The following is an 18,917-nucleotide window of genomic DNA, read 5'->3' as shown; positions in this document are numbered from 1 at the left end:
GATGGCTTATTTAACCAAAGAGCAGCTACAGGCGGTGGGGTTCAAAGCTGTAGGTGAAAACGTAAAAGTTAGCGATAAAGCGAGTATCTATAATCCTGGAACCATCGTCTTAGGTGACCATTCGCGGATCGACGACTTCTGTATTCTGTCAGGGAAGGTATCGATTGGGAGATATTGTCATATTACTCCGATGTGCCTGGTTGCTGGTGGTTCTCCAGGTGTAAAGCTTGCGGACTTCTGCACCTTAGCTTACGGGGTCAAGGTTTTTGCTCAGTCTGATGATTACAGCGGCGCTGCGATGGCGAACTCTCTGATTCCAAAGAAGTTTAAAAACGAATATCTGGCCGAAGTCATTCTGGAAAGACAAGTAATCGTTGGTGCTGGGTCGATCATCTTCCCGGGGGTGACGGTTCGGGAAGGATGTTCAGTCGGTGCTATGACGCTGATTAGTAAAAGCACCGAGCCGTGGGGTATTTACGCAGGCAGTCCTATGCGCAGAATCAAAGACCGAAAACAGGATTTGTTGGAACTCGAAGCACAATTTCTTAAAGAGCAGCAAGCATGATCCCGTTTAACAAGCCCCCTGTTACAGGTGCAGAAGAGCAATATATCAAGCAGGCGCTGATAAGTAATAAACTGTCTGGCGATGGCCCTTTCGGTAAGAAATGCCAGGACTGGTTCGAGGCCAATCTGCCAGCCAGAAAAACTTTCCTGACCCCGTCGTGCACCGCGGCATTGGAACTGGCTGCAGTATTGATCGGCACACAGCCCGGCGATGAGATCATCATGCCGAGCTACACTTTCGTGAGCACGGCAAATGCCTTCGTGTTACGTGGTGCAAAGATCGTGTTTGTCGATATTCGACCAGATACCATGAATATTGACGAAAATCGGATCGAGGCTGCGATTACCCCCAAAACGCGAGCTATCGTACCTGTTCACTATGCGGGTGTCGCCTGTGAGATGGACAGTATTATGGCCATTGCCGAGCGCCACAACCTCTACGTAATTGAAGATGCTGCCCAAGGGATGGTGAGCACCTACAAAGGCCGCGCTCTGGGAACGATTGGTCATTTGGGGGCGTTCAGTTTTCATGAAACTAAGAATTACACCAGTGGCGGTGAAGGCGGCTTGCTGATTATCAACGATGAACAGTTTACAGAGCGTGCAGAGATAATACGAGAGAAGGGAACTAACCGGAACCAGTTCTTCCGAGGGATGGTAGACAAGTACCAATGGGTTGATATAGGCAGCAGCTATCTACCCAGTGAACTGCAGGCAGCATACCTGTGGGCCCAGCTGGAGCACTCAACCGAGATCAACGAAACGAGACTGAATAGTTGGCAGTATTACTGGCAACAACTGCAGCCGCTGGTGCTAGAAGGGCGTGTTACCCTTGCCACAATTCCTGTAGATTGCAAGCACAACGCTCACATGTTCTATCTGAAAACGTCCGGTCTGAGCGAGCGTACTGCTTTGCTTGAACACCTCAAAAGCCGGGACATTCTTGGGGCATTTCATTATGTGCCGCTACACTCAGCAAAAGCCGGAAGGTCATTCGGGCGGTTTCACGACGAGGATCGCTTTACTACCAACGAAAGTGAGCGGTTGGTGAGACTGCCGATGTTTTTTAACATAGCACAGTGTGAGCTCAAGTATATTGTTGACGCCGTTTTATCATTCTATGGATAACAGTTTGATGGACTTTGAAGGAAAACATGTCTTTTTCATTGGCGATCGTGACCGCTTCTTCTACCTTTTTGGAGATGCGCTGATTTCAAAGCTTGGCTTGCCAGCTGAGAAAGTTGTGTCAATTGTATTGAAAAGTGGTAGGCAACCAGTAAACTCACCCAGGTTAACTGGTGTTTCCTACTTCAATTATGCGGATGTGGAAATTGAAAGCTTGTCTAAGGCGAAAAGCTTGACATTCATGTCTTTGACTAAATGGAACTCTCCAGTTGTCAGGCGTCTGATTAGCGCTAGTGATGAATTTCTTGAAAAAATTTATATTTTTATTACGGACGATGAGGTCGATCGCTGGAAAAAGAACCATGCTGTTAATGGTCGGCTGGTAGAAGACTTGAAATTGGATATTTCAGGTGATTGTATTTCTGTTATTGAGCAGGTTAAGTTTTTTATTGCGCCGAAAGCTTATTTTCACGAAAAAATACGTGAGATTTCTGATAGGAACGATATTGAGTTTTTTGATGCTAGTATAATTTTCGACGTGCTTCCTCATTGTTATTCTGAAATGATGCGCAGAGTCTTCTGTGAGAACCTTGAATATGGTGCTGGCGGTGCGCGAGTGCTTGTGGAAACGAAGGGGTTTTCGTGGAAGAAGCTGTTTAAGTTTTTGAAAAATCCTGTTTTCCAACAACGTTCACCCGATATTCAGTTATTTTGTTTCATTAATCCAAGGCGCAGGCTTCTTGTCGAGGTATTTAGAGCATATCAAAAAGTTATAGGGCGCGGCTTGTTTAATATAACATACTTGGCTCCAATGCCACCGCAGATGTATAACGCAATGCTGGCTTCATGTACCCACCTTATTCTTCAGGACCGTGGTGGCGCGAGCACTGCCAGACTTTTCGCCAAATGGGGTAGAGGTCGAATTGCGGTTCGAAGAAATTCCCCGAATCATTTATTTTTAGAAGAGTGTTATGGTATTAATCTTTATGTTTATGATCGAATAAAAGAAATTGATGAGAGTTTCTTTGACGGGGTTGGTTTTGATCCGCTTGATAGTGCAAAAAATGTGTGTGCTGAGGAGGACAGGTCCCTATCCGTTCTTTCGTCGTTGTATTCTTAATGGGATGTTTTCATCCCGGCGTCTTGTGCAAGGTTGAACACTGATTAGGTGAGGCGGGGCAACCCCCCCTCAGTCACAATAGATGTCCGCTCGTTTACCATTGATACTTGAGGGGCGGACGGATTTATTCAGTGCCCAGTTACAACCCGGAATTCAAAGAGCAGACCGTCAGAAAGATGATGCCGCCCTATAATCAGAGTGTTGCCCATCTGAGCCGAGAGATCGGTGTTTCGGAGCCAACGCTGTATGCTTGGAAAAAGCAGTTTCAGACCAGAGGATTTGTTGTGCCAGCCAAACCGTCCAGCCCGGATCGTTGGGATGCCCGTGCCAAGCTGGCAGCGGTCATCCAGACCGCCTCCATGAATGAGGCCGAACGCTCGACCTATTGTCGTGAGCATGGTCTGTACCCAGAGCAGCTGGAGGCCTGGAAGGAGGCCTTCGAGGGTATGGATGCTGGCGGCCATCCGGCTGACAAGGCGCAGCTGACAGCAGAGCGCAAGAAGAGCCGTAAGCTTGAAAAAGAACTGCTGCGCAAGGAGCGTGCCCTGGCGGAGGTGGCTGCCTTGCTGACCCTGTCAAAAAAAGCCCAGGCCATCTGGGGCACCAGCGAGGACGATTGATCTCCGAGCCGATGAAACAGATGGCCATTGCCTTGATTGACGAAGCGGTAGAAGCAGGTGCACGCAAGCACTTGGCCTGTGGGGTGCTCGGCCTGACCGATCGTACGCTGCGCCGCTGGCAACGCAGCGAGACACTGCTAGATCAGCGCAAAGGAGCTGTCCGAAAGGGCAGCGCCCATGCCCTGACCGCACAGGAGAAGGAGCAGATTCTCGCTGTGTGTAATAGCGCGGAACATCAGAGCTTGCCTCCCAGCCAGATTGTTCCTCGGTTGGCTGACCACGGCATCTACATTGCCAGTGAGTCCAGCTTCTACCGGGTTCTGCGAGAGCATGAACAGGCGCATCGCCGTGGACGGACTGCCGCACCACGCACCCTGGAAAAGCCGCAAGCCTGGGTGGCTACGGCACCGAACCAGCTTTGGTCATGGGATATCACGTTCCTGCCGACCGCTGTGAAGGGAGAGTTCTACCGTCTGTATCTGGTGATGGATATCTTCAGCCGTATGATCGTAGGTTGGGAGATCCACCACAATGAGGCTTCAGCACATGCCTCGACTCTGATCAGCAAGGCCTGCCTACGTCATGGCATACGCCGCGATCAGCTGGTGCTGCATTCGGACAATGGCAGCCCGATGAAAGGGGCCACCATGCTGGCAACACTGCAAAAACTGGGTGTGGTGCCCTCGTTCAGCCGTCCATCGGTGAGCAATGACAATCCGTATTCTGAAGCGATGTTCAAGACCTTGAAATACAGTCCAGCCTATCCTGCTAAGCGCTTCGCGGACATCGACCAGGCCCGTGTCTGGGTGCAGCGCTTCGTGAGCTGGTATAACACCGAGCACCGTCATAGTGGTATCCGCTTCGTTACGCCGGAGCAGCGTCATGTCGGCCTTGACCGGGATATCCTGGTCAGCCGTACTGCTGTCTATGAAGCCGCGAAACAGGCCAATCCGGCTCGCTGGAGAACTCGCCCGACACGCAACTGGACACCTATCGATAGTGTCTGGCTTAACCCGGACAATCTGCATGAGGAGTTATTAGAAAAGGAAAGACGTGCCGCATGAGTTACCGGACATCATTGTTGACAACTACCGAACCTGAGAACTTTATGAAGTGAGGCTGGGACAGGGTCAGTTCACCTCTTGTTGAACATGAATAGGGTCTCCACATATGGGTTCACTCGCTTCCAGTCACTCTCATAGCGCAGCAAATGTCGATAATTCCTATCCCGCATTCGTCGGGACAAGGGGCGGCCCAAGCAGCGCATGTCCGAGATATCGATCAAGCCCAGTTCGTTGTCGGGTGTCAGAACGATATTGCCCATATGCAGCGAGCGGAAATACACCCCCAAGTCATGCAGCTTGGTGATGAATTCAGCCAGACGGGCAAAGAGCTCAAGCTGGTCGAGGCTGGTGTCGTTGCTCATCAGTTGCCGAAGCGTTTCGCCTGCCAATGGCTCGTAATGTACGACGGAGCGGTATGGCTCGCTCATCTGGTAAAGCTGGATGACGTGCGGGCAGGGGATGCCGAGGCGCTGCAGCTCTGCCGCGTTTTCTGCAAAACGCTTGGCCGGTGGGTGGAATGCAGTCTTGGAGAACCAGCTTTTGCGTCGGAACAGTTTGAGAAAGGTGCCGTCGGCCAGGCGCAGGACCTTTTCGCCGTGGGCATCTTTTTCCAGTACCTGCGCGCCTGTGCGCCAGATATCGTATTGCTCCCTACTGAGTGGCTGCATTGACACGACCCTGAAACAAAACGGTAGTTTACCGTAACTGCAATTTTGCTTCATGTGCAGTGATAGCTCTGGGCAGGCAGAGGCCTTTGCTTGCTGTGGTGACGCTAGGGTTATAGGCGGATGCGCTGTGATAAACTCCCGGCCTGATTCCATTTCGCGAAGAGCTTATGTCGGATTCACAGAAAGAAAGTTTTGCCCGCTCGAGTATTCGTATCTACGGGCGTCTGCTTGGCTATGTCAAACCTTACTGGCTGCCTTTTGCGGTCAGTATTTTTGGTTTCATGATTTTTGCATCCAGCCAGCCGGCCATGGCCGGGATGCTGAAGTATTTTGTTGATGGTCTGACTGAAGGGGCTAGCGCGCAGTTCCTCGGTGTCCCCCTGATCTGGGGTTTTCCGCTGTTCATCATACTGATCGCGGTGTATCAGGGGATAGGCTCCTTTCTGGGTAATTATTACATTGCCCGGGTGTCCCTGGGAGTGGTCCACGACCTGCGGACCGCGCTGTTCGACAATCTGTTGACCCTGCCCAACCGTTATTTCGACAACAATAATTCAGGCCACTTGGTCTCACGGGTGACCTTCAACGTGACCATGGTGACGGGGGCAGCCACCGATGCGATCAAGGTGGTGTTTCGGGAAGGCATGACCGTGCTATTCCTGTTTGGTTATCTGTTATGGATGAACTGGAAGCTGACCCTGGTCCTGATTGCGGTTCTGCCTCTGATTGGCCTACTGGTCAACAGCACCAGCAAGAAATTCCGCAAGCAGAGCAAGAAGATCCAGACTGCCATGGGCGACGTGACCCACGTCACTTCCGAAACCATCACCGGGTATCGTGTGGTACGCAGCTTCGGCGGCGAGACTTATGAAAGCGATAGGTTCGAAAAGGCTAGTGAGAACAACCGCTTGCGTGGGTTGAAGATGGTGCGTACCGGAGCGGTATTTACCCCCACGCTGCAGTTGGTGACCTACGGTGCCATGGCTGGTGTGATGTTCCTGGTGCTGTTCCTACGTGGGGATGCCACGGCGGGTGACCTGGTGGCCTATATTACCGCGGCGGGTATGCTGCCCAAACCTATCCGTCAGCTGTCCGAAGTCAGTGCCAATATCCAGAAGGGTATCGCCGCGGCAGAGAGTATCTTCGAGCAGTTGGACGAAGAGCCCGAGAAGGATACTGGCAGCATAGAGCGCGACCGCATCAGCGGCCGTATCGAGGTGAAGAATCTGTCCTTCCATTATCCCGAGACGGACAAGGTGGTGTTGCAGGACATCAATTTTGCCGTCGAGCCGGGGCAGATGGTGGCATTGGTTGGGCGCTCGGGCAGTGGTAAGTCGACGCTTGCCAATCTCATTCCCCGTTTCTACAGTCATGACGAGGGCGAGATCCTGCTTGATGGCGTTGAGGTGGAGCAGTACCGTCTGCGCAATCTGCGACGGCACATCGCGCTGGTGACTCAGCATGTCACTCTGTTCAACGATACGGTGGCTAACAATATCGCCTATGGTGATCTGGCCGGTGCGCCGCGCGAGGCCATCATCGAGGCAGCTGAGGCGGCCTATGCGCGCGAGTTCATCGAGGAGTTACCCCAGGGCTTCGATACGCTGGTGGGTGAAAACGGCGTGCTGCTTTCCGGTGGCCAGCGTCAGCGCCTGGCCATCGCCCGCGCCCTGTTGCGCGATGCGCCTATTCTGATTCTGGATGAGGCGACGTCGGCGCTGGACACTGAGTCTGAACGGCATATTCAGGCTGCGTTGGATCGTGTCATGGAAGGACGTACCGCTTTGGTGATTGCTCATCGTCTGTCGACCATTGAAAAGGCCGACATCATCATGGTGATGGACAAGGGTCAGATCGTCGAGCGAGGCAGCCACGCCGAACTGATCGCACAGAATGGCTACTACGCGCGGTTGCACAGCATGCAGTTTCAGGATGAAAAGCCTGTTGTCTGAGACGTAATTACCCAGACCAAAGGATCGGAACCAATATAAATGAGTGATGCAATGAAACTGACCATGCCCCGTTTTGACTCCGCGCCGGTTCTGGTAGTGGGTGATGTGATGCTGGACCGCTACTGGCACGGCCCCACTCATCGTATTTCGCCGGAAGCGCCGGTGCCGGTGGTCAAGGTTGATCAGATGGAGGATCGTCCCGGTGGCGCCGGTAACGTGGCGCTGAATATTGCAGCGCTGGGTGCCCCTGCCTGGCTGGTGGGCGTGACCGGCGCCGACGAGGCAGCCGACAGCTTGCAGCAGCGTTTGAATGCGGCTGGGGTCTATTGTGCGTTTCAGGCGCATCCAGAACAGCCGACGATTACCAAGCTGCGTGTGATGAGCCGGCACCAGCAATTGCTGCGTCTCGATTTTGAGCAACCCTTTGAGACCGATGGTGCTGCCGTGCTCGAAAGAGTCAAGGGGCTGTTGGATCAGGTCAAGGTGGTTATTCTCTCCGATTACGGCAAGGGTGCGTTGGTCAACCATCAAGCGCTGATCAGCTTGGCCCGGGAGCATAATCTGCCGGTATTGGCTGATCCCAAAGGCAAGGATTTTTCGATTTACCGTGGTGCGACCCTGATCACTCCTAACCTGGCTGAGTTCGAGGCGGTGGTGGGTGTCTGCTCCACCGAGCAGGAACTCGTCGACAGGGGTATGGCACTGATCGAAGAACTGGATCTGGAAGCGCTGCTGGTGACCCGCAGCGAGCAGGGCATGACGTTGCTGCGACGGGGTGAGGTAGAGATGCATCTGCCGGCCCGTGCGCGGGAAGTGTTCGATGTGACCGGTGCCGGTGACACGGTGATTTCCACTCTGGCTACCGCACTGGCGGCTGGCGAATCGCTGCCCAATGCCGTGGGTCTGGCCAATCTGGCTGCCGGGATTGTTATCGGAAAATTGGGTACCGCTGCCATCAGTGCCCCTGAATTGCGCCGTGCTGTGCAGCATGAACAGGGTGCGGGGCTCGGCGTGCTGTCGGCTGAGCAGCTGATCGTGGCTGTGGAAGATGCCCGTGCCCATGGGGAACGTATCGTCTTTACCAATGGCTGTTTTGATATTGTTCATGCTGGCCATGTCGGTTATCTGGAGGAGGCGCGCAGTCAGGGTGATCGGTTGATCGTGGCGATCAATGATGATGCTTCCGTGACCCGTCTGAAAGGCCCAGGGCGGCCGATCAATGCGGTTGAGCGGCGCATGACAGTGCTGGCCGGGCTGGGTGCTGTGGATTGGGTGGTCAGTTTCCCCGAGGACACTCCGGAAGTACTATTGGAGCAGCTGCGGCCGGACGTGCTGGTCAAGGGCGGAGACTACGGTATCGATCAGGTGGTGGGCGCGTCCATAGTGCAGGCCTACGGTGGTGAAGTGAAGGTATTGAAATTCGTCGATAGTTGCTCGACTACGGCCATTGTTGAAAAGATTCGTGAGCAGGGTGCGGATGCAGGCTCTGTTTGAGGTGTAGCTGAGTTTAGTCGGGTGTGGCGTCAGCGTTCGGTTCTGCTGACGCGCACCAGCTTATGGCCTGAACGCATTCCGCGCATGGCAATACATCTTTCCTGCGCTACTTCCGCCATTGCACTTGGTACCGAACCATTGTCTGGCGGCTTTGCGGCAGTTGCGATAAGTGATTGAGCCGCTGCGGTGATTGCTGCAGACGCTGGCAAAGTCCAGCGTGATGCCGTCATGTTGGTAATACATGCGGTACTCGGTTTCCGTACCTCGGGCGTCGAGCCACTTCACTTTTTCCGTTTTTCTTTCAATCTTCGGAGCCTTGACTGGCCCGTCTCGTTCCTTTTCGGCCATCACTGAGCGCATGCTGTTGACGCTGCGTCTGGGCGTATAGTTGTGGTCGCTGAATACGGTTTGCCGTTCGACGCTGCGATCGCTGGCATGGGAGGGCAGGCTGATGCTCATCGTTGCTGAAAAGACGATGATGATACTGAAGACTGACAGACGACGATTGGATCTGTCTCGGGTTTCGCTGGCGTCCATGATGAGCCCCGGGCAGTTGATGGATTCAGCATGCAGGGTAGCAAGGGCGGTCAGCGAGGGAGGTGCGCCAGTTCACAGTATTGCGCAGAGGGCGCGAGTAGGAGAGGGTTTTGTGACGCAAGACATATAAAACCCTGCTCCGCAGCGGTGATGGAAGCTGCGGAGCAGGGTGGTCAGGCGGATGGATCAGCCAGCGGCACGCATGTGGCCGAACTCTTCCAGGTTAAGGTGCCATTCGACGGCTTCGCGCAGCAGGTGCGGGGTGTGGCCGCCCTTGTCGCAGGCGCGGTCGAAGTAGTCGTTCAATGCTTCGCGGTAGTCTGGATGCACGCAATTGTCGATTACCTGACGGGCACGCTCACGGGGCGCCAGACCACGCAGATCCGCCAGACCCTGCTCGGTAACCAGGATATCCACGTCATGCTCGGTGTGGTCCACATGGCTGACCATGGGCACGACGCTGGAGATGGCGCCGCCCTTGGCAATCGACTTGGTGACGAAAATCGCGAGGTTGGCGTTGCGCGCGAAGTCGCCGGAGCCGCCGATGCCGTTCATCATCTTGGTACCGCCGACGTGAGTCGAGTTGACGTTGCCGTAGATATCGAACTCCAGAGCGGTATTGATGCCGATGATGCCCAGGCGCCGGACAATTTCCGGGTGGTTGGACATTTCCTGCGGGCGCATGATCAGCTTGTCCTTGTACTTTTCGAGGTTGCCGAACACGCGCTCGTTGCAACGACCGGACAGGGTGATGGAGCAGCCGGAGGCAAATTTCATCTTGCCGGCGTCGATCAGTTCGAAGGTGCAGTCCTGGAGTACTTCGGAGTACATCACCAGGTCTTCAAATGAGGAGTCGACAAAGCCGCAGATGACCGCGTTGGCGATGCTGCCGATACCCGCTTGCAACGGCCCCAGGTTCTTCGGCAGTCGGCCGGCTTCGACTTCCTTCTCGAAGAAGCCGATCAGGTGATTGGCAATGCCTTGGGTTTCCTCATCCGGCGGGGTAACCGTGGAATAGGAATCGGGCTGGTCGGTAATGACAATCGCGGCGATCTTGGCTGGGTCGATCGGGATCGCCGTGCTGCCGATGCGCTGATCGGCGCTGACCAGGGGAATCGGTGTGCGGGTAGGCCGGTAAGTCGGGATGAAGATGTCGTGCAGACCTTCCAGATTCGGGTTGTGCGCCAGGTTGATCTCGACCACGACCTGCTTGGCGAAGATGGCGAAGCTGGCGGAGTTGCCGACCGAGGTGGTCGGTACTATGTGACCTTCCTCGGTGATGGCGACTGCTTCGATAACGGCGATATCGGGCATTTTCAGTTGGTGGTTGCGCATCTGCTCGACGGTGTCGGACAGGTGCTGATCAATGAACATGACGTTGCCCTGGTTGATCGCCTTGCGCAGGGTTGCGTCCACCTGGAAGGGCATCCGGCGAGCCAGTACGCCGGCCTCGGTCAAGTGTTTGTCCAGATCATTGCCCAGGCTGGCTCCGGTCAGCAGGCTGATTTTCAGCGGCTGTTCACGGGCGCGCTCGACCAGTGCCTGTGGCACTGCCTTGGCTTCACCGGCACGGGTGAAACCGCTCATGCCGACGGTCATACCATCTTCAATCAATAATGCAGCGTCTGCCGCGCTCATGATCTTGTCATGCAGCGCAGTCATGCGAATACGACTTTTATACATGGATTTGATACCAGTGGGTGATTACGGACAGCCGGCAGTCTAGGGAACAGCGGGCCATCATTGCGATCCGACCAAGGTCTAAGGAGTGGAAAGTTTATTCATGACAGCCCAAGGCCATTCGGCCAGGCGCAGTGGGAGTCTGACACCACCCAGCCAGTCTGCGGTGCAAAGGCTTCGCTGAGCATGAGATGAGGATGGTGCTGCTCGATCAGTTCGCCTTTAACCAGAGTAAACACTCGGCCGCTGGCCGTGCCGTCGATGAGTTCGGCCAGATACAGGTCCGGTTGCTGATGATCCAGCTGAGCTTGCAGCTGCCCGCTCTGTGGATCCAGCGATTCGTCGGCATGCAAGGCGTTGAGGTCGGCGCAGCGGGGTACGCTGAGGTGCATATGGTAGACCAGTTGCAATGAGTTGGTCGGCAAATGTACATAGGCACGCGGGCGTTCGAGCAGATTCAGTTCCCGGCACAGCACGGCCCTTGCCGCGCCCTGATGAGGGCTGAGGCTATACCAGCGGTTGCGGTCGGGTAGCAATGTGTCGGCATAGGGCGTCGGTAGCCAGATATCCTGATAGCGACCGGGAAGCCAACCCTGGTCGGTTTCCAGCAGGAGTTCTTCGGCGAGTTCGGTCATCAGCGTCAGCAGCGGCAGGCGCAGCTCGTGAGCGGGTACGTAACCGGACAGCAGCTTCAGTACATCATCGCCACGATCGGGGCGCTGTTGTCTGACCAGCAGACGGAAGTCACGTTGCTGCCAGCGGAAGGTGATATCGGCGGAGACGCCCAGGTTAGCTGCGGTCAACTCGAAAGAGTCAGAATCGTCCACCTGCACCGGCCGGCGCAGCTCGAGCATCTGCTCGAAACTCAGCGGGTTGCCGACAGGTGTATAGCGCAATACTTCAGGACTGGCCTGGATGTGTATGGCCTGGGTCTTGAAAGCCACGGGATCGTGGCGGGCAATGATGGTAACCATGATGCCCCCTTGCCTCCTGGGTCGCGCTCAAATGTTCAGAGCGGATTGCTCCAGGATGTTGGCTACAGTGATGACATTCTGCGTCAGATGCGTCGGGTTGATAGTGCCGATGATGGCGCTGCCCACCGCCGCATGGCTGAATACCAGCTCGAACCCAGCGCGGACCGGGTCTTCGCCTTCAAGACAGATATGCCCGCTGGCGAGTGCTTTTTTTACCAGAATGCCCTTGTTGTGTGACAGCGCAAAGTCCAGTACCGGACGTTCGGCCTGCTCGCGCAGGTTCCAGGTAACCATGGCGCAATCACCTTTTTCCAGCGCTTGCAGGCCGCCGGCGACGGTCTTGCCGGAAAAACCGAAGGCGCGGATCAGGCCTTCCTGCTTCAACTGTTGCAACGCTGGGTACACTTCCTCGGTGAGCACCTGCAGGTCATCGCCATTGGAATGCACCAGTACCAAGTCGAGGTAGTCCGTATGCAGGCGTTGCAGCGAGCGGTGCACCGAATGACGTGTGTGCAGTGCACTGAAATCAAACCAGGACTCGCCGTTCTCAAACTCCTCTCCGACCTTGCTGCACAGCACCCATTCCTGCCGCTGACCTGCCAGCAGCGGGCCCAGGCGTTGTTCGCTGATGCCATAGGCAGGGGCGGTATCCAACAGATTGATGCCCAGATCACGGGACAGTGCCAGCAGTTCGCGCACTTGCTGATCATCCGGCAGCTCGAAGCCGCTGGGGTATTTGACCCCTTGATTGCGGCCGACCTTGACCGTGCCAAGGCCGAGCGGAGAAACCGTCAGGCCAGTGCTGCCGAGGGGACGATGGTATTGATGTAGGGTTTTCATCAGAACAGCCTATCCCAGACGGGGGTGGCAACCGGTGGCGGCGGCAGGTCGCTGCTTGGTTGTGGCAGCTCAGGCTTGACTGCCTGACGCTCCAGCTCGGCGATAGCCTGGTCACTCAGGTCAGGGGCCAACGCCAGTTTGGTCGGCCAGCAGATCAGCGTATTGCCTACCGCTTGCAGGTAGGCATTATCCGGACGAACCAGTCCGCTCTGTGCTGGTTCAGCACGAGTGACTGGCAAGGTGGTCCATTGGCAACTCTGCAAATCGACCCAGGGCAGTAGTTCGCGCATCTCTTTTTGTGCCTGTCGGATCAGTGCGTCGGCAGGCATGTTGGTACCCTGTTCGGCCAGCTCGCCACCGAGATACCAACACCATTGACCGTCACTGCAGGGGTGCGTGGTCACGGTCACCCGCGGTTTGGGACTGTTGCCCAGGCAGTGGGCATAGAGTGCTGGCAGGTTCGGTCCCTTGACCAGCACCATCTGCAGGGGCCGGCGCTGCATGGCCGGTTGTGTGATGCCGGCGCTTTGCAGAAGAGCTTCGTTGCCTTCACCGGCGGTCAGCACGTAGCGACGGGCGATGATCTGCTGGTCGGCAACCCGCACCGAACTGATGCCGCTATCCTTGCCTTCAATCTGCACAGGGCCGCTGATCAGGCTGTCCCCACCGAGTATTGCGAGATGGCGCACGACGTCGGGCACGTCCAGCACCAGTTCGGCCAGGCGGTAGACCTTGCCCTTGAAGGCGGGGTTGCTGAATACCGACGGAAGCTCCTTGCCTTTGACACTGTCTACCCGGCCGCGCAGTGCTTTGCTGGCGAAGAATCCGGCCAGATTGCTGATCAGGTTGCCTGGGGACCATAGGTAATGATGGGCGGAAAGCACTCGAGCTCCCCGCAGATCAAGCTCGCCGGTGCCATCCAGACAGGCACGCCAGCGATTGGGCATGCCGGCAATGGCTTCCGCCGCAGTGGTCAGCTTGCCGTTCAGCGCATATTTCGTACCGCCATGGATGATGCCCTGGGACTTGCTGCTCTGCCCGCCGCCGAGAGCATGTGGCTCAACCAGCAGGGTGCTGAACCCTTGTTGCCGCAGGCGCGCGTTCAGCCAGAGACCGGCGATGCCGCCGCCCAGAATACAGATATCGGTGTGCAGGGGTGTGCTCATGGGCTCCGCGGATTTCAAGAATAAGGGGCTGGTTTTGCCCGCGTAGTATAGCCATTAGCAGCCGGGCAGGTCACTTCTGCTACTCTATGCCGCGTTTGTGCCGCTCGACCCGGTTCTGGAGAAGGGAATGCCGCGTTTTCTGTACAGTCTGATCTTTACCCTGTGTCTGCCGCTGATTCTGGCACGCCTGCTGTACCGCGCCTGGCGCGCTCCAGCCTATGCGCGGCGCTGGCGCGAGCGCTTTGCCCTGAGCGGCGACCTGCGTGCCGGCGGCATCTGGGTACATGCCGTGTCCGTGGGCGAGTCGATCGCGGCAGCGCCCATGGTGCGCGAGCTGCGCAAGCGTCATCCGGAGCTGCCAGTCACTATTACCTGCATGACGCCGACCGGCTCTGAACAGATCCGCAAGTTGTTCGGTGACGAGGTGGGGCATGCTTATCTGCCCTATGACCTTCCTTGGCTGCAGCGGCGGCTCATTCGGCGGCTGCGACCGCGCATTTCCATCATCATGGAAACTGAATTGTGGCCGAATCTGGTGGCTGAGTGCGGGCGGGCTGGTGTGCCTGTCGTGTTGGCCAATGCCCGCTTGTCCGAGCGTTCGGCCCGCGGCTATCAGCGAGTGTCAGGGCTGGTGCGGCCTATGTTTGCAGCGCTGGATTGGGTGGCGGCGCAGACCGCAGCCGAGGCTGAGCGTTTCCTCATGCTGGGCGTGCGCCAGACAGCGTTGACGGTGACCGGCAGCATCAAATTCGACCTCAAGCCGGGGGCGGAGCTGTTGGCCACGGCTGCGCAGTGGCGGGCTCAGTGGGGTGAGCGTCCGGTCTGGATTGCCGCCAGTACCCACTCTGGCGAGGACGAAGTCGTGCTGGCGGCGCACCGGCAGGTGCTGCAACAACATCCCGATGCGTTGCTGATCCTGGTGCCCCGCCACCCTGAGCGTTTCGATGCGGTTGCCAGGCAGATAGAAGGGGCGGGTCTGAGCATGGTGCGGCGTAGTGCCGGCAACATGCCGACATCGAGTGATCTGGTGTTGTTGGGCGATACCATGGGTGAGCTGATGCAGTTCTATGCTTGCGCCGATGTGGCCTTTGTCGGTGGCTCACTGATTCCAGGTGGTGGGCACAATTATCTGGAACCCGCGGCGCTTGGTCTGCCTGTACTGTCCGGGCCGCATCGTTTCAACTTTGCCGAGATCAGCGAGTTGCTGGAGCGGGCCGGAGCGCTGGTGGAAGTGGCGGATGCGCAGGGCATGGCTGAGCAGGTCAATGGCTGGTTGAGTGATCGGCCCTCGGCACGGGTTGCAGGAGAAGCGGGGCGGGTGGTGGTTGAAGCCAATCAGGGGGCGTTGGAAAGGCTCCTCCAGGGTATCGCCCGGCGGTTGTAGCAGCGGGACGCAGAGCGTCCCAGCCTGCCTTCCCACAATCAGAACGACGTACGCATCCGTCTCTGCTGCTCATTCACCGGTGGCTGGGGCTGATTGCCGATGGTCATGCGCTGCATTTCTTCCTGGGTAAACGGCGGGATGAAATCGCGGTCCGGATCGTAGTCAGCTTTCAACCAGGTCGAAAGGTCTTCCAGGTCCTGTGGACTGAGCGTGCCGGCAGCCTGCTTCAGATTCAGGTTGTCGATGATGTAGTTGTAACGGGCATCGTTGTAGTCACGTACCGCCCGATACAGGTTGCGCTGGGCATCCAGTACATCCACCACGTTACGTGTGCCGACTTCATAGCCAGCCTGAGTGGCATCCACTGCGGCCTTGGATGAAATGATCGACTGACGCCGGGCTTCCACTTCTTCTACGCTTGATGTAACCGTACGGAACAGGTTGCGGGTACGCTCGACGATGCGTCGCAACTCGGCTTCGCTGGACTGTTCGGCCTGGGTCAGCCGGAAGGTTGATTCGCGCACCCGCGACGTGGTGCCACCGCCGGTAAACAAGGGCAGGGTCATTTCCACGCCGAACTGGGTCAGCTCAGTATCGCCACCAATGCCAGCGCCCCCGATGCCGGCTCCGGCGCCGCCGAGACGGGCGCCGCCATAGCTGTCGTTGTAACGCACAAAGGCGTCCACTGTCGGGGCGTAGCCAGCCTTGCTGCTGCGCAGTGTATCGCCAGCGGTGTCGATGGCCAGGCGCGATGCCTGCAATGACAGGTTCTGCGCTGCGGCTGTCTCAACCCACTGCTGCATATCGGCAGGAGTCGGCGCAAGAACCGGCAGGTTGTGGCTCATGCCGAGCAGATCAGTATGATCGCGGTTGGTCAGGCGGGTCAGAGCCTGGTAGCTCACATCCAGATTGGTGGTGGCGGTAATGCGCGTGGCGCGGGCGGTGTCGAATCCGGCCAGTGCTTCGAGCACATCGGTGCGGGCTGAAAGGCCGACCTCAAAACGTTCGCGAGCCTGTTCCAGCTGGCGTTCGAATGCGGCTTCCTCGGCGCGGGCAGTAGCCAGATTGTCGGAGGCGCGCAGCACGTTGAAATACGCCAACGCCACATCCAGGATCAGTTGCTGCTGGGTCGCGGAAAACTCCACGCGAGCCTGTTCACTCTGGGATTTGGCGGCCTGATAATTGAACCAGCGGTCGGCGCGAAACAGCGGCTGCGTCAGACTGGCCTGATAGTAATGCGTCGAGTAGTCGTCCGATCCCATGCCGTCGACATCGACATACTCCCGAGCGAGGCCGGCACCCAGGCCGATATTGGGCAGTAACTGGGCGCGGGCCTGGGGCAGGGCTTCCTGGCGGGCGAGGGCGTCAGCTTCAGCGGCAGCCAGATCGGCGCTGTTGAGCAGGGCTTCCTGGTAGATGGTCAGCAGATCGGATTTGGCCAGGGCCGGGCCGGACAGGCCTGCCAGCACAATGGCGACATAAAGGGGGCGCAGCATGCAGAGGTCCTTCGCATGGAGGTAGAAGTCAATCCACCAAGGCTAAAGAGCTGCAGGCCGCCGGTCAAGCGCAACCGAAGCGGTTCATCGGTCCCTCGCTTGCCGTTCATCACATGAACATCTAAGCTGCAGGCTCATCTTGACGGGGTGCCGGGGTTTTATGCCGGCTGAGACGACACCCGTTGAACCTGATCCGGTTAATACCGGCGTAGGAATCGAGATGCGCCGTTCTGCATTACCCCGTTCTGGGGTGGTGTTCCGTGCCGCTTCGGTTCCCTGTAATTCCTACAGTGGAGCACAACAATGACCAGCCGTTTACCTGATACCGCCATCGCCAATTCTGGTGCCGATGGTGCTGCAACCCAGCCTTTACCCAATTCCCGCAAGATCTATGTGACGGGTTCGCGCCCGGATATCCGCGTGCCGATGCGTGAGATCAGTCTGGCCGATACGCAGACCGATAAAGGCGTGGAGAAAAACCCGCCGGTATTGGTGTACGACACCTCCGGCCCTTATACCGACCCGGCGGTGAAGATCGATCTGCGCGCCGGCCTGCCGGATGTGCGTACAGCCTGGATTGAAGAGCGCAACGACACCGAGATTCTGCCGGGGCTGACCTCGGAATTCGGCAGCGCCCGTCTGGCCGATCCATCACTGGATCATCTGCGCTTTGCCCATCTTCGTACGCCGCGTCGGGCCAAAGCTGACTGTAACGTCAGCCAGATGCACTATGCCCGCAAGGGCATCATCACGCCGGAGATGGAGTTCATTGCCATCCGCGAGAACATGAAGCTGCAGGAGGCGCGCGCTGCCGGGTTGTTGGCTGATCAGCATCCGGGCCACAGCTTTGGCGCCAGTATCCCCAGCGAGATCACCGCTGAATTTGTGCGTGATGAAGTGGCCCGTGGTAGGGCAATCATCCCGGCCAATATCAACCATACCGAGTTGGAGCCGATGATCATCGGCCGCAATTTCCTGGTGAAGATCAACGGCAATATAGGCAACTCGGCGCTGGGTTCCTCTATCGAGGAAGAAGTCGAGAAGATGACCTGGGGCATTCGCTGGGGCTCGGATACGGTGATGGATCTGTCCACCGGCAAGAATATTCACGAAACCCGCGAGTGGCTCATCCGCAACTCACCGGTGCCGATCGGTACTGTGCCTATTTACCAGGCCTTGGAAAAGGTCGATGGCATTGCCGAGAACCTGACGTGGGAAATCTTCCGTGACACGCTGATCGAGCAGGCGGAACAGGGTGTGGACTACTTCACCATTCACGCCGGTGTTTTGCTGCGTTACGTGCCGATGACGGCGAACCGGGTCACCGGCATCGTTTCCCGGGGTGGCTCGATCATGGCCAAGTGGTGCCTGGCGCATCACCAGGAAAACTTCCTTTATACCCACTTCGAAGATATCTGCCAGATCATGAAGGCCTACGATGTGTCCTTCTCGCTGGGCGACGGCTTGCGCCCCGGCTCGATTGCCGATGCCAACGATGCAGCCCAGTTCGGCGAGCTGGAAACCCTGGGCGAGCTGACCAAGATCGCCTGGAAGCATGACGTACAGTGCATGATCGAAGGCCCGGGGCATGTGCCCATGCAGCTGATCAAGGAGAACATGGACAAGCAGCTGGAATGCTGTGACGAAGCACCATTTTATACCCTCGGGCCGCTGACCACGGATATCGCGCCGGGCTACGACCACATCACTTCCGGGATTGGCGCGGCGATGATCGGCTGGTTCGGTTGTGCCATGCTCTGCTATGTCACGCCCAAGGAACACCTGGGGCTGCCGAACCGGGATGATGTGAAGACTGGGATCATTACCTACAAGATCGCGGCCCACGCGGCGGATCTGGCCAAGGGGCATCCGGGAGCACAGATCCGCGACAATGCGTTGTCCAAGGCGCGCTTCGAGTTCCGCTGGGAGGACCAGTTCAACCTCGGCCTGGACCCGGATACCGCGCGGGCTTTCCACGACGAGACTTTGCCCAAGGAGTCGGCCAAAGTGGCGCATTTCTGCTCCATGTGCGGACCGAAATTCTGTTCGATGAAGATTACCCAGGAAGTGCGGGAGTACGCAGCCGCGCAGCGGATCGAGGCGGTGGATCTGGTCATGGAGGAAGGAATGAAGGCCAAGTCTTCCGAGTTTCGGCAGACCGGCTCGCAGTTGTATCAGAAGGTCTGATGGATAGCTTCTGAGCAAAGCCCGGTGGCGTCCTGCGGACGCCGTC

At 57.1% G+C, this 18,917-nt stretch carries 15 protein-coding genes and 1 riboswitch; of the genes, 8 read left to right on the top strand and 7 right to left on the bottom strand.

The window, feature by feature from the left end:
- Window position 1: 1 nt before the first annotated feature.
- The 4 genes from BLU11_RS12105 to BLU11_RS12090 all read left to right on the top strand — a co-directional run bounded on the left by BLU11_RS12105 (window position 2) and on the right by BLU11_RS12090 (window position 4,493).
- Window positions 2-565, top strand: a complete 564-nt coding sequence (locus BLU11_RS12105) for an acyltransferase (protein ID WP_090273677.1) — start codon at window positions 2-4, stop codon at window positions 563-565.
- Window positions 562-1,692 (top strand): dTDP-4-amino-4,6-dideoxygalactose transaminase, encoded by a 1,131-nt coding sequence (gene rffA, locus BLU11_RS12100; RefSeq protein WP_090273675.1) that lies wholly within the window; start codon window positions 562-564, stop codon window positions 1,690-1,692. Before BLU11_RS12105 ends, rffA begins: the two co-directional genes overlap by 4 nt.
- 7 nt (window positions 1,693-1,699) lie before the next feature.
- Window positions 1,700-2,809 (top strand): hypothetical protein, encoded by a 1,110-nt coding sequence (locus BLU11_RS12095; RefSeq protein ID WP_090273672.1) that lies wholly within the window; start codon window positions 1,700-1,702, stop codon window positions 2,807-2,809.
- A 131-nt stretch (window positions 2,810-2,940) separates the two neighbouring features.
- Window positions 2,941-4,493, top strand: a protein-coding gene (locus BLU11_RS12090) for an IS3 family transposase (protein WP_407920211.1) whose coding sequence is annotated in 2 segments (ribosomal slippage) — window positions 2,941-3,394 and window positions 3,394-4,493 — 1,554 coding nt in all. Because the reading frame shifts where the segments join, the coding sequence is not laid out codon by codon here.
- A gap of 71 nt (window positions 4,494-4,564) precedes the next feature.
- Here the strand turns inward: BLU11_RS12090 and BLU11_RS12085 are convergent.
- Window positions 4,565-5,161, bottom strand: coding sequence for a lipopolysaccharide kinase InaA family protein (locus tag BLU11_RS12085; RefSeq protein WP_157718673.1), 597 nt, complete (start codon window positions 5,159-5,161; stop codon window positions 4,565-4,567).
- A 167-nt stretch (window positions 5,162-5,328) separates the two neighbouring features.
- On the opposite strand from BLU11_RS12085, the gene msbA reads away from it, so the two are divergent.
- A complete protein-coding gene (gene msbA / locus BLU11_RS12080) occupies window positions 5,329-7,113 on the top strand; it encodes a lipid A export permease/ATP-binding protein MsbA (RefSeq protein WP_090273669.1) in 1,785 nt (594 codons plus the stop codon).
- Window positions 7,114-7,164: 51 nt separating this feature from the next.
- Window positions 7,165-8,607 carry a bifunctional D-glycero-beta-D-manno-heptose-7-phosphate kinase/D-glycero-beta-D-manno-heptose 1-phosphate adenylyltransferase HldE gene (gene hldE, locus BLU11_RS12075; RefSeq protein ID WP_090273667.1) on the top strand — a complete coding sequence of 481 codons (1,443 nt, stop codon included), beginning with the start codon at window positions 7,165-7,167 and terminating at the stop codon, window positions 8,605-8,607.
- Between the two features lie 60 nt (window positions 8,608-8,667).
- Here hldE and BLU11_RS12070 read toward each other — a convergent pair whose 3' ends face one another.
- The 5 genes from BLU11_RS12070 to BLU11_RS12050 form a co-directional block, all read right to left on the bottom strand.
- Complete coding sequence (locus BLU11_RS12070) at window positions 8,668-9,144, bottom strand: hypothetical protein (protein WP_090273664.1); 477 nt, start codon at window positions 9,142-9,144, stop codon at window positions 8,668-8,670.
- 186 nt (window positions 9,145-9,330) lie between these two features.
- Window positions 9,331-10,827: an acetyl-CoA hydrolase/transferase family protein gene (locus BLU11_RS12065; RefSeq protein ID WP_090273662.1), complete on the bottom strand. Its 1,497-nt coding sequence runs from the start codon at window positions 10,825-10,827 to the stop codon at window positions 9,331-9,333.
- 98 nt (window positions 10,828-10,925) lie between these two features.
- Window positions 10,926-11,798 (bottom strand): hypothetical protein, encoded by an 873-nt coding sequence (locus tag BLU11_RS12060; RefSeq protein ID WP_090273660.1) that lies wholly within the window; start codon window positions 11,796-11,798, stop codon window positions 10,926-10,928.
- Window positions 11,799-11,825: 27 nt separating this feature from the next.
- Entirely contained in the window at window positions 11,826-12,638 is an 813-nt protein-coding gene (locus BLU11_RS12055; protein WP_090273658.1) for an aldo/keto reductase, read from the bottom strand.
- A complete protein-coding gene (locus tag BLU11_RS12050) occupies window positions 12,638-13,804 on the bottom strand; it encodes an NAD(P)/FAD-dependent oxidoreductase (protein WP_090273656.1) in 1,167 nt (388 codons plus the stop codon). The genes BLU11_RS12055 and BLU11_RS12050 overlap by 1 nt, the downstream gene beginning before the upstream one ends.
- Before the next feature lie 127 nt (window positions 13,805-13,931).
- On the opposite strand from BLU11_RS12050, the gene waaA reads away from it, so the two are divergent.
- Complete coding sequence (waaA, locus tag BLU11_RS12045) at window positions 13,932-15,188, top strand: lipid IV(A) 3-deoxy-D-manno-octulosonic acid transferase (protein ID WP_090273653.1); 1,257 nt, start codon at window positions 13,932-13,934, stop codon at window positions 15,186-15,188.
- Window positions 15,189-15,226: 38 nt separating this feature from the next.
- On the opposite strand, the gene BLU11_RS12040 is transcribed toward waaA, so the two are convergent.
- Complete coding sequence (locus BLU11_RS12040) at window positions 15,227-16,684, bottom strand: TolC family outer membrane protein (protein WP_090273651.1); 1,458 nt, start codon at window positions 16,682-16,684, stop codon at window positions 15,227-15,229.
- 133 nt (window positions 16,685-16,817) lie between these two features.
- Window positions 16,818-16,916, top strand: a riboswitch (TPP riboswitch).
- Between the two features lie 71 nt (window positions 16,917-16,987).
- Between BLU11_RS12040 and thiC the strand changes: the two genes are divergently transcribed.
- The gene (gene thiC, locus BLU11_RS12035) at window positions 16,988-18,871 is read left to right on the top strand and encodes a phosphomethylpyrimidine synthase ThiC (RefSeq protein WP_090273648.1); all 1,884 of its coding nucleotides are present in this window, start codon (window positions 16,988-16,990) and stop codon (window positions 18,869-18,871) included.
- The last annotated feature ends 46 nt before the right edge of the window (window positions 18,872-18,917 follow it).

It is taken from the genome of Halopseudomonas litoralis (assembly GCF_900105005.1).
GTDB lineage: Bacteria > Pseudomonadota > Gammaproteobacteria > Pseudomonadales > Pseudomonadaceae > Halopseudomonas > Halopseudomonas litoralis.
This window is presented reverse-complemented; position numbering and strand designations above follow the sequence as displayed.

Coding starts and splice junctions, on each gene's coding strand:
- BLU11_RS12055 (WP_090273658.1), bottom strand. CDS start 12,638: ATGAAAACCCTACATCAATACCATCGTCCCCTCGGCAGCACTGGCCTG.
- BLU11_RS12105 (WP_090273677.1), top strand. CDS start 2: ATGGCTTATTTAACCAAAGAGCAGCTACAGGCGGTGGGGTTCAAAGCT.
- thiC (WP_090273648.1), top strand. CDS start 16,988: ATGACCAGCCGTTTACCTGATACCGCCATCGCCAATTCTGGTGCCGAT.
- hldE (WP_090273667.1), top strand. CDS start 7,165: ATGAAACTGACCATGCCCCGTTTTGACTCCGCGCCGGTTCTGGTAGTG.
- BLU11_RS12065 (WP_090273662.1), bottom strand. CDS start 10,827: ATGTATAAAAGTCGTATTCGCATGACTGCGCTGCATGACAAGATCATG.
- BLU11_RS12060 (WP_090273660.1), bottom strand. CDS start 11,798: ATGGTTACCATCATTGCCCGCCACGATCCCGTGGCTTTCAAGACCCAG.
- msbA (WP_090273669.1), top strand. CDS start 5,329: ATGTCGGATTCACAGAAAGAAAGTTTTGCCCGCTCGAGTATTCGTATC.
- BLU11_RS12050 (WP_090273656.1), bottom strand. CDS start 13,804: ATGAGCACACCCCTGCACACCGATATCTGTATTCTGGGCGGCGGCATC.
- BLU11_RS12070 (WP_090273664.1), bottom strand. CDS start 9,144: ATGGACGCCAGCGAAACCCGAGACAGATCCAATCGTCGTCTGTCAGTC.
- BLU11_RS12085 (WP_157718673.1), bottom strand. CDS start 5,161: ATGCAGCCACTCAGTAGGGAGCAATACGATATCTGGCGCACAGGCGCG.
- BLU11_RS12095 (WP_090273672.1), top strand. CDS start 1,700: ATGGACTTTGAAGGAAAACATGTCTTTTTCATTGGCGATCGTGACCGC.
- waaA (WP_090273653.1), top strand. CDS start 13,932: ATGCCGCGTTTTCTGTACAGTCTGATCTTTACCCTGTGTCTGCCGCTG.
- BLU11_RS12040 (WP_090273651.1), bottom strand. CDS start 16,684: ATGCTGCGCCCCCTTTATGTCGCCATTGTGCTGGCAGGCCTGTCCGGC.
- rffA (WP_090273675.1), top strand. CDS start 562: ATGATCCCGTTTAACAAGCCCCCTGTTACAGGTGCAGAAGAGCAATAT.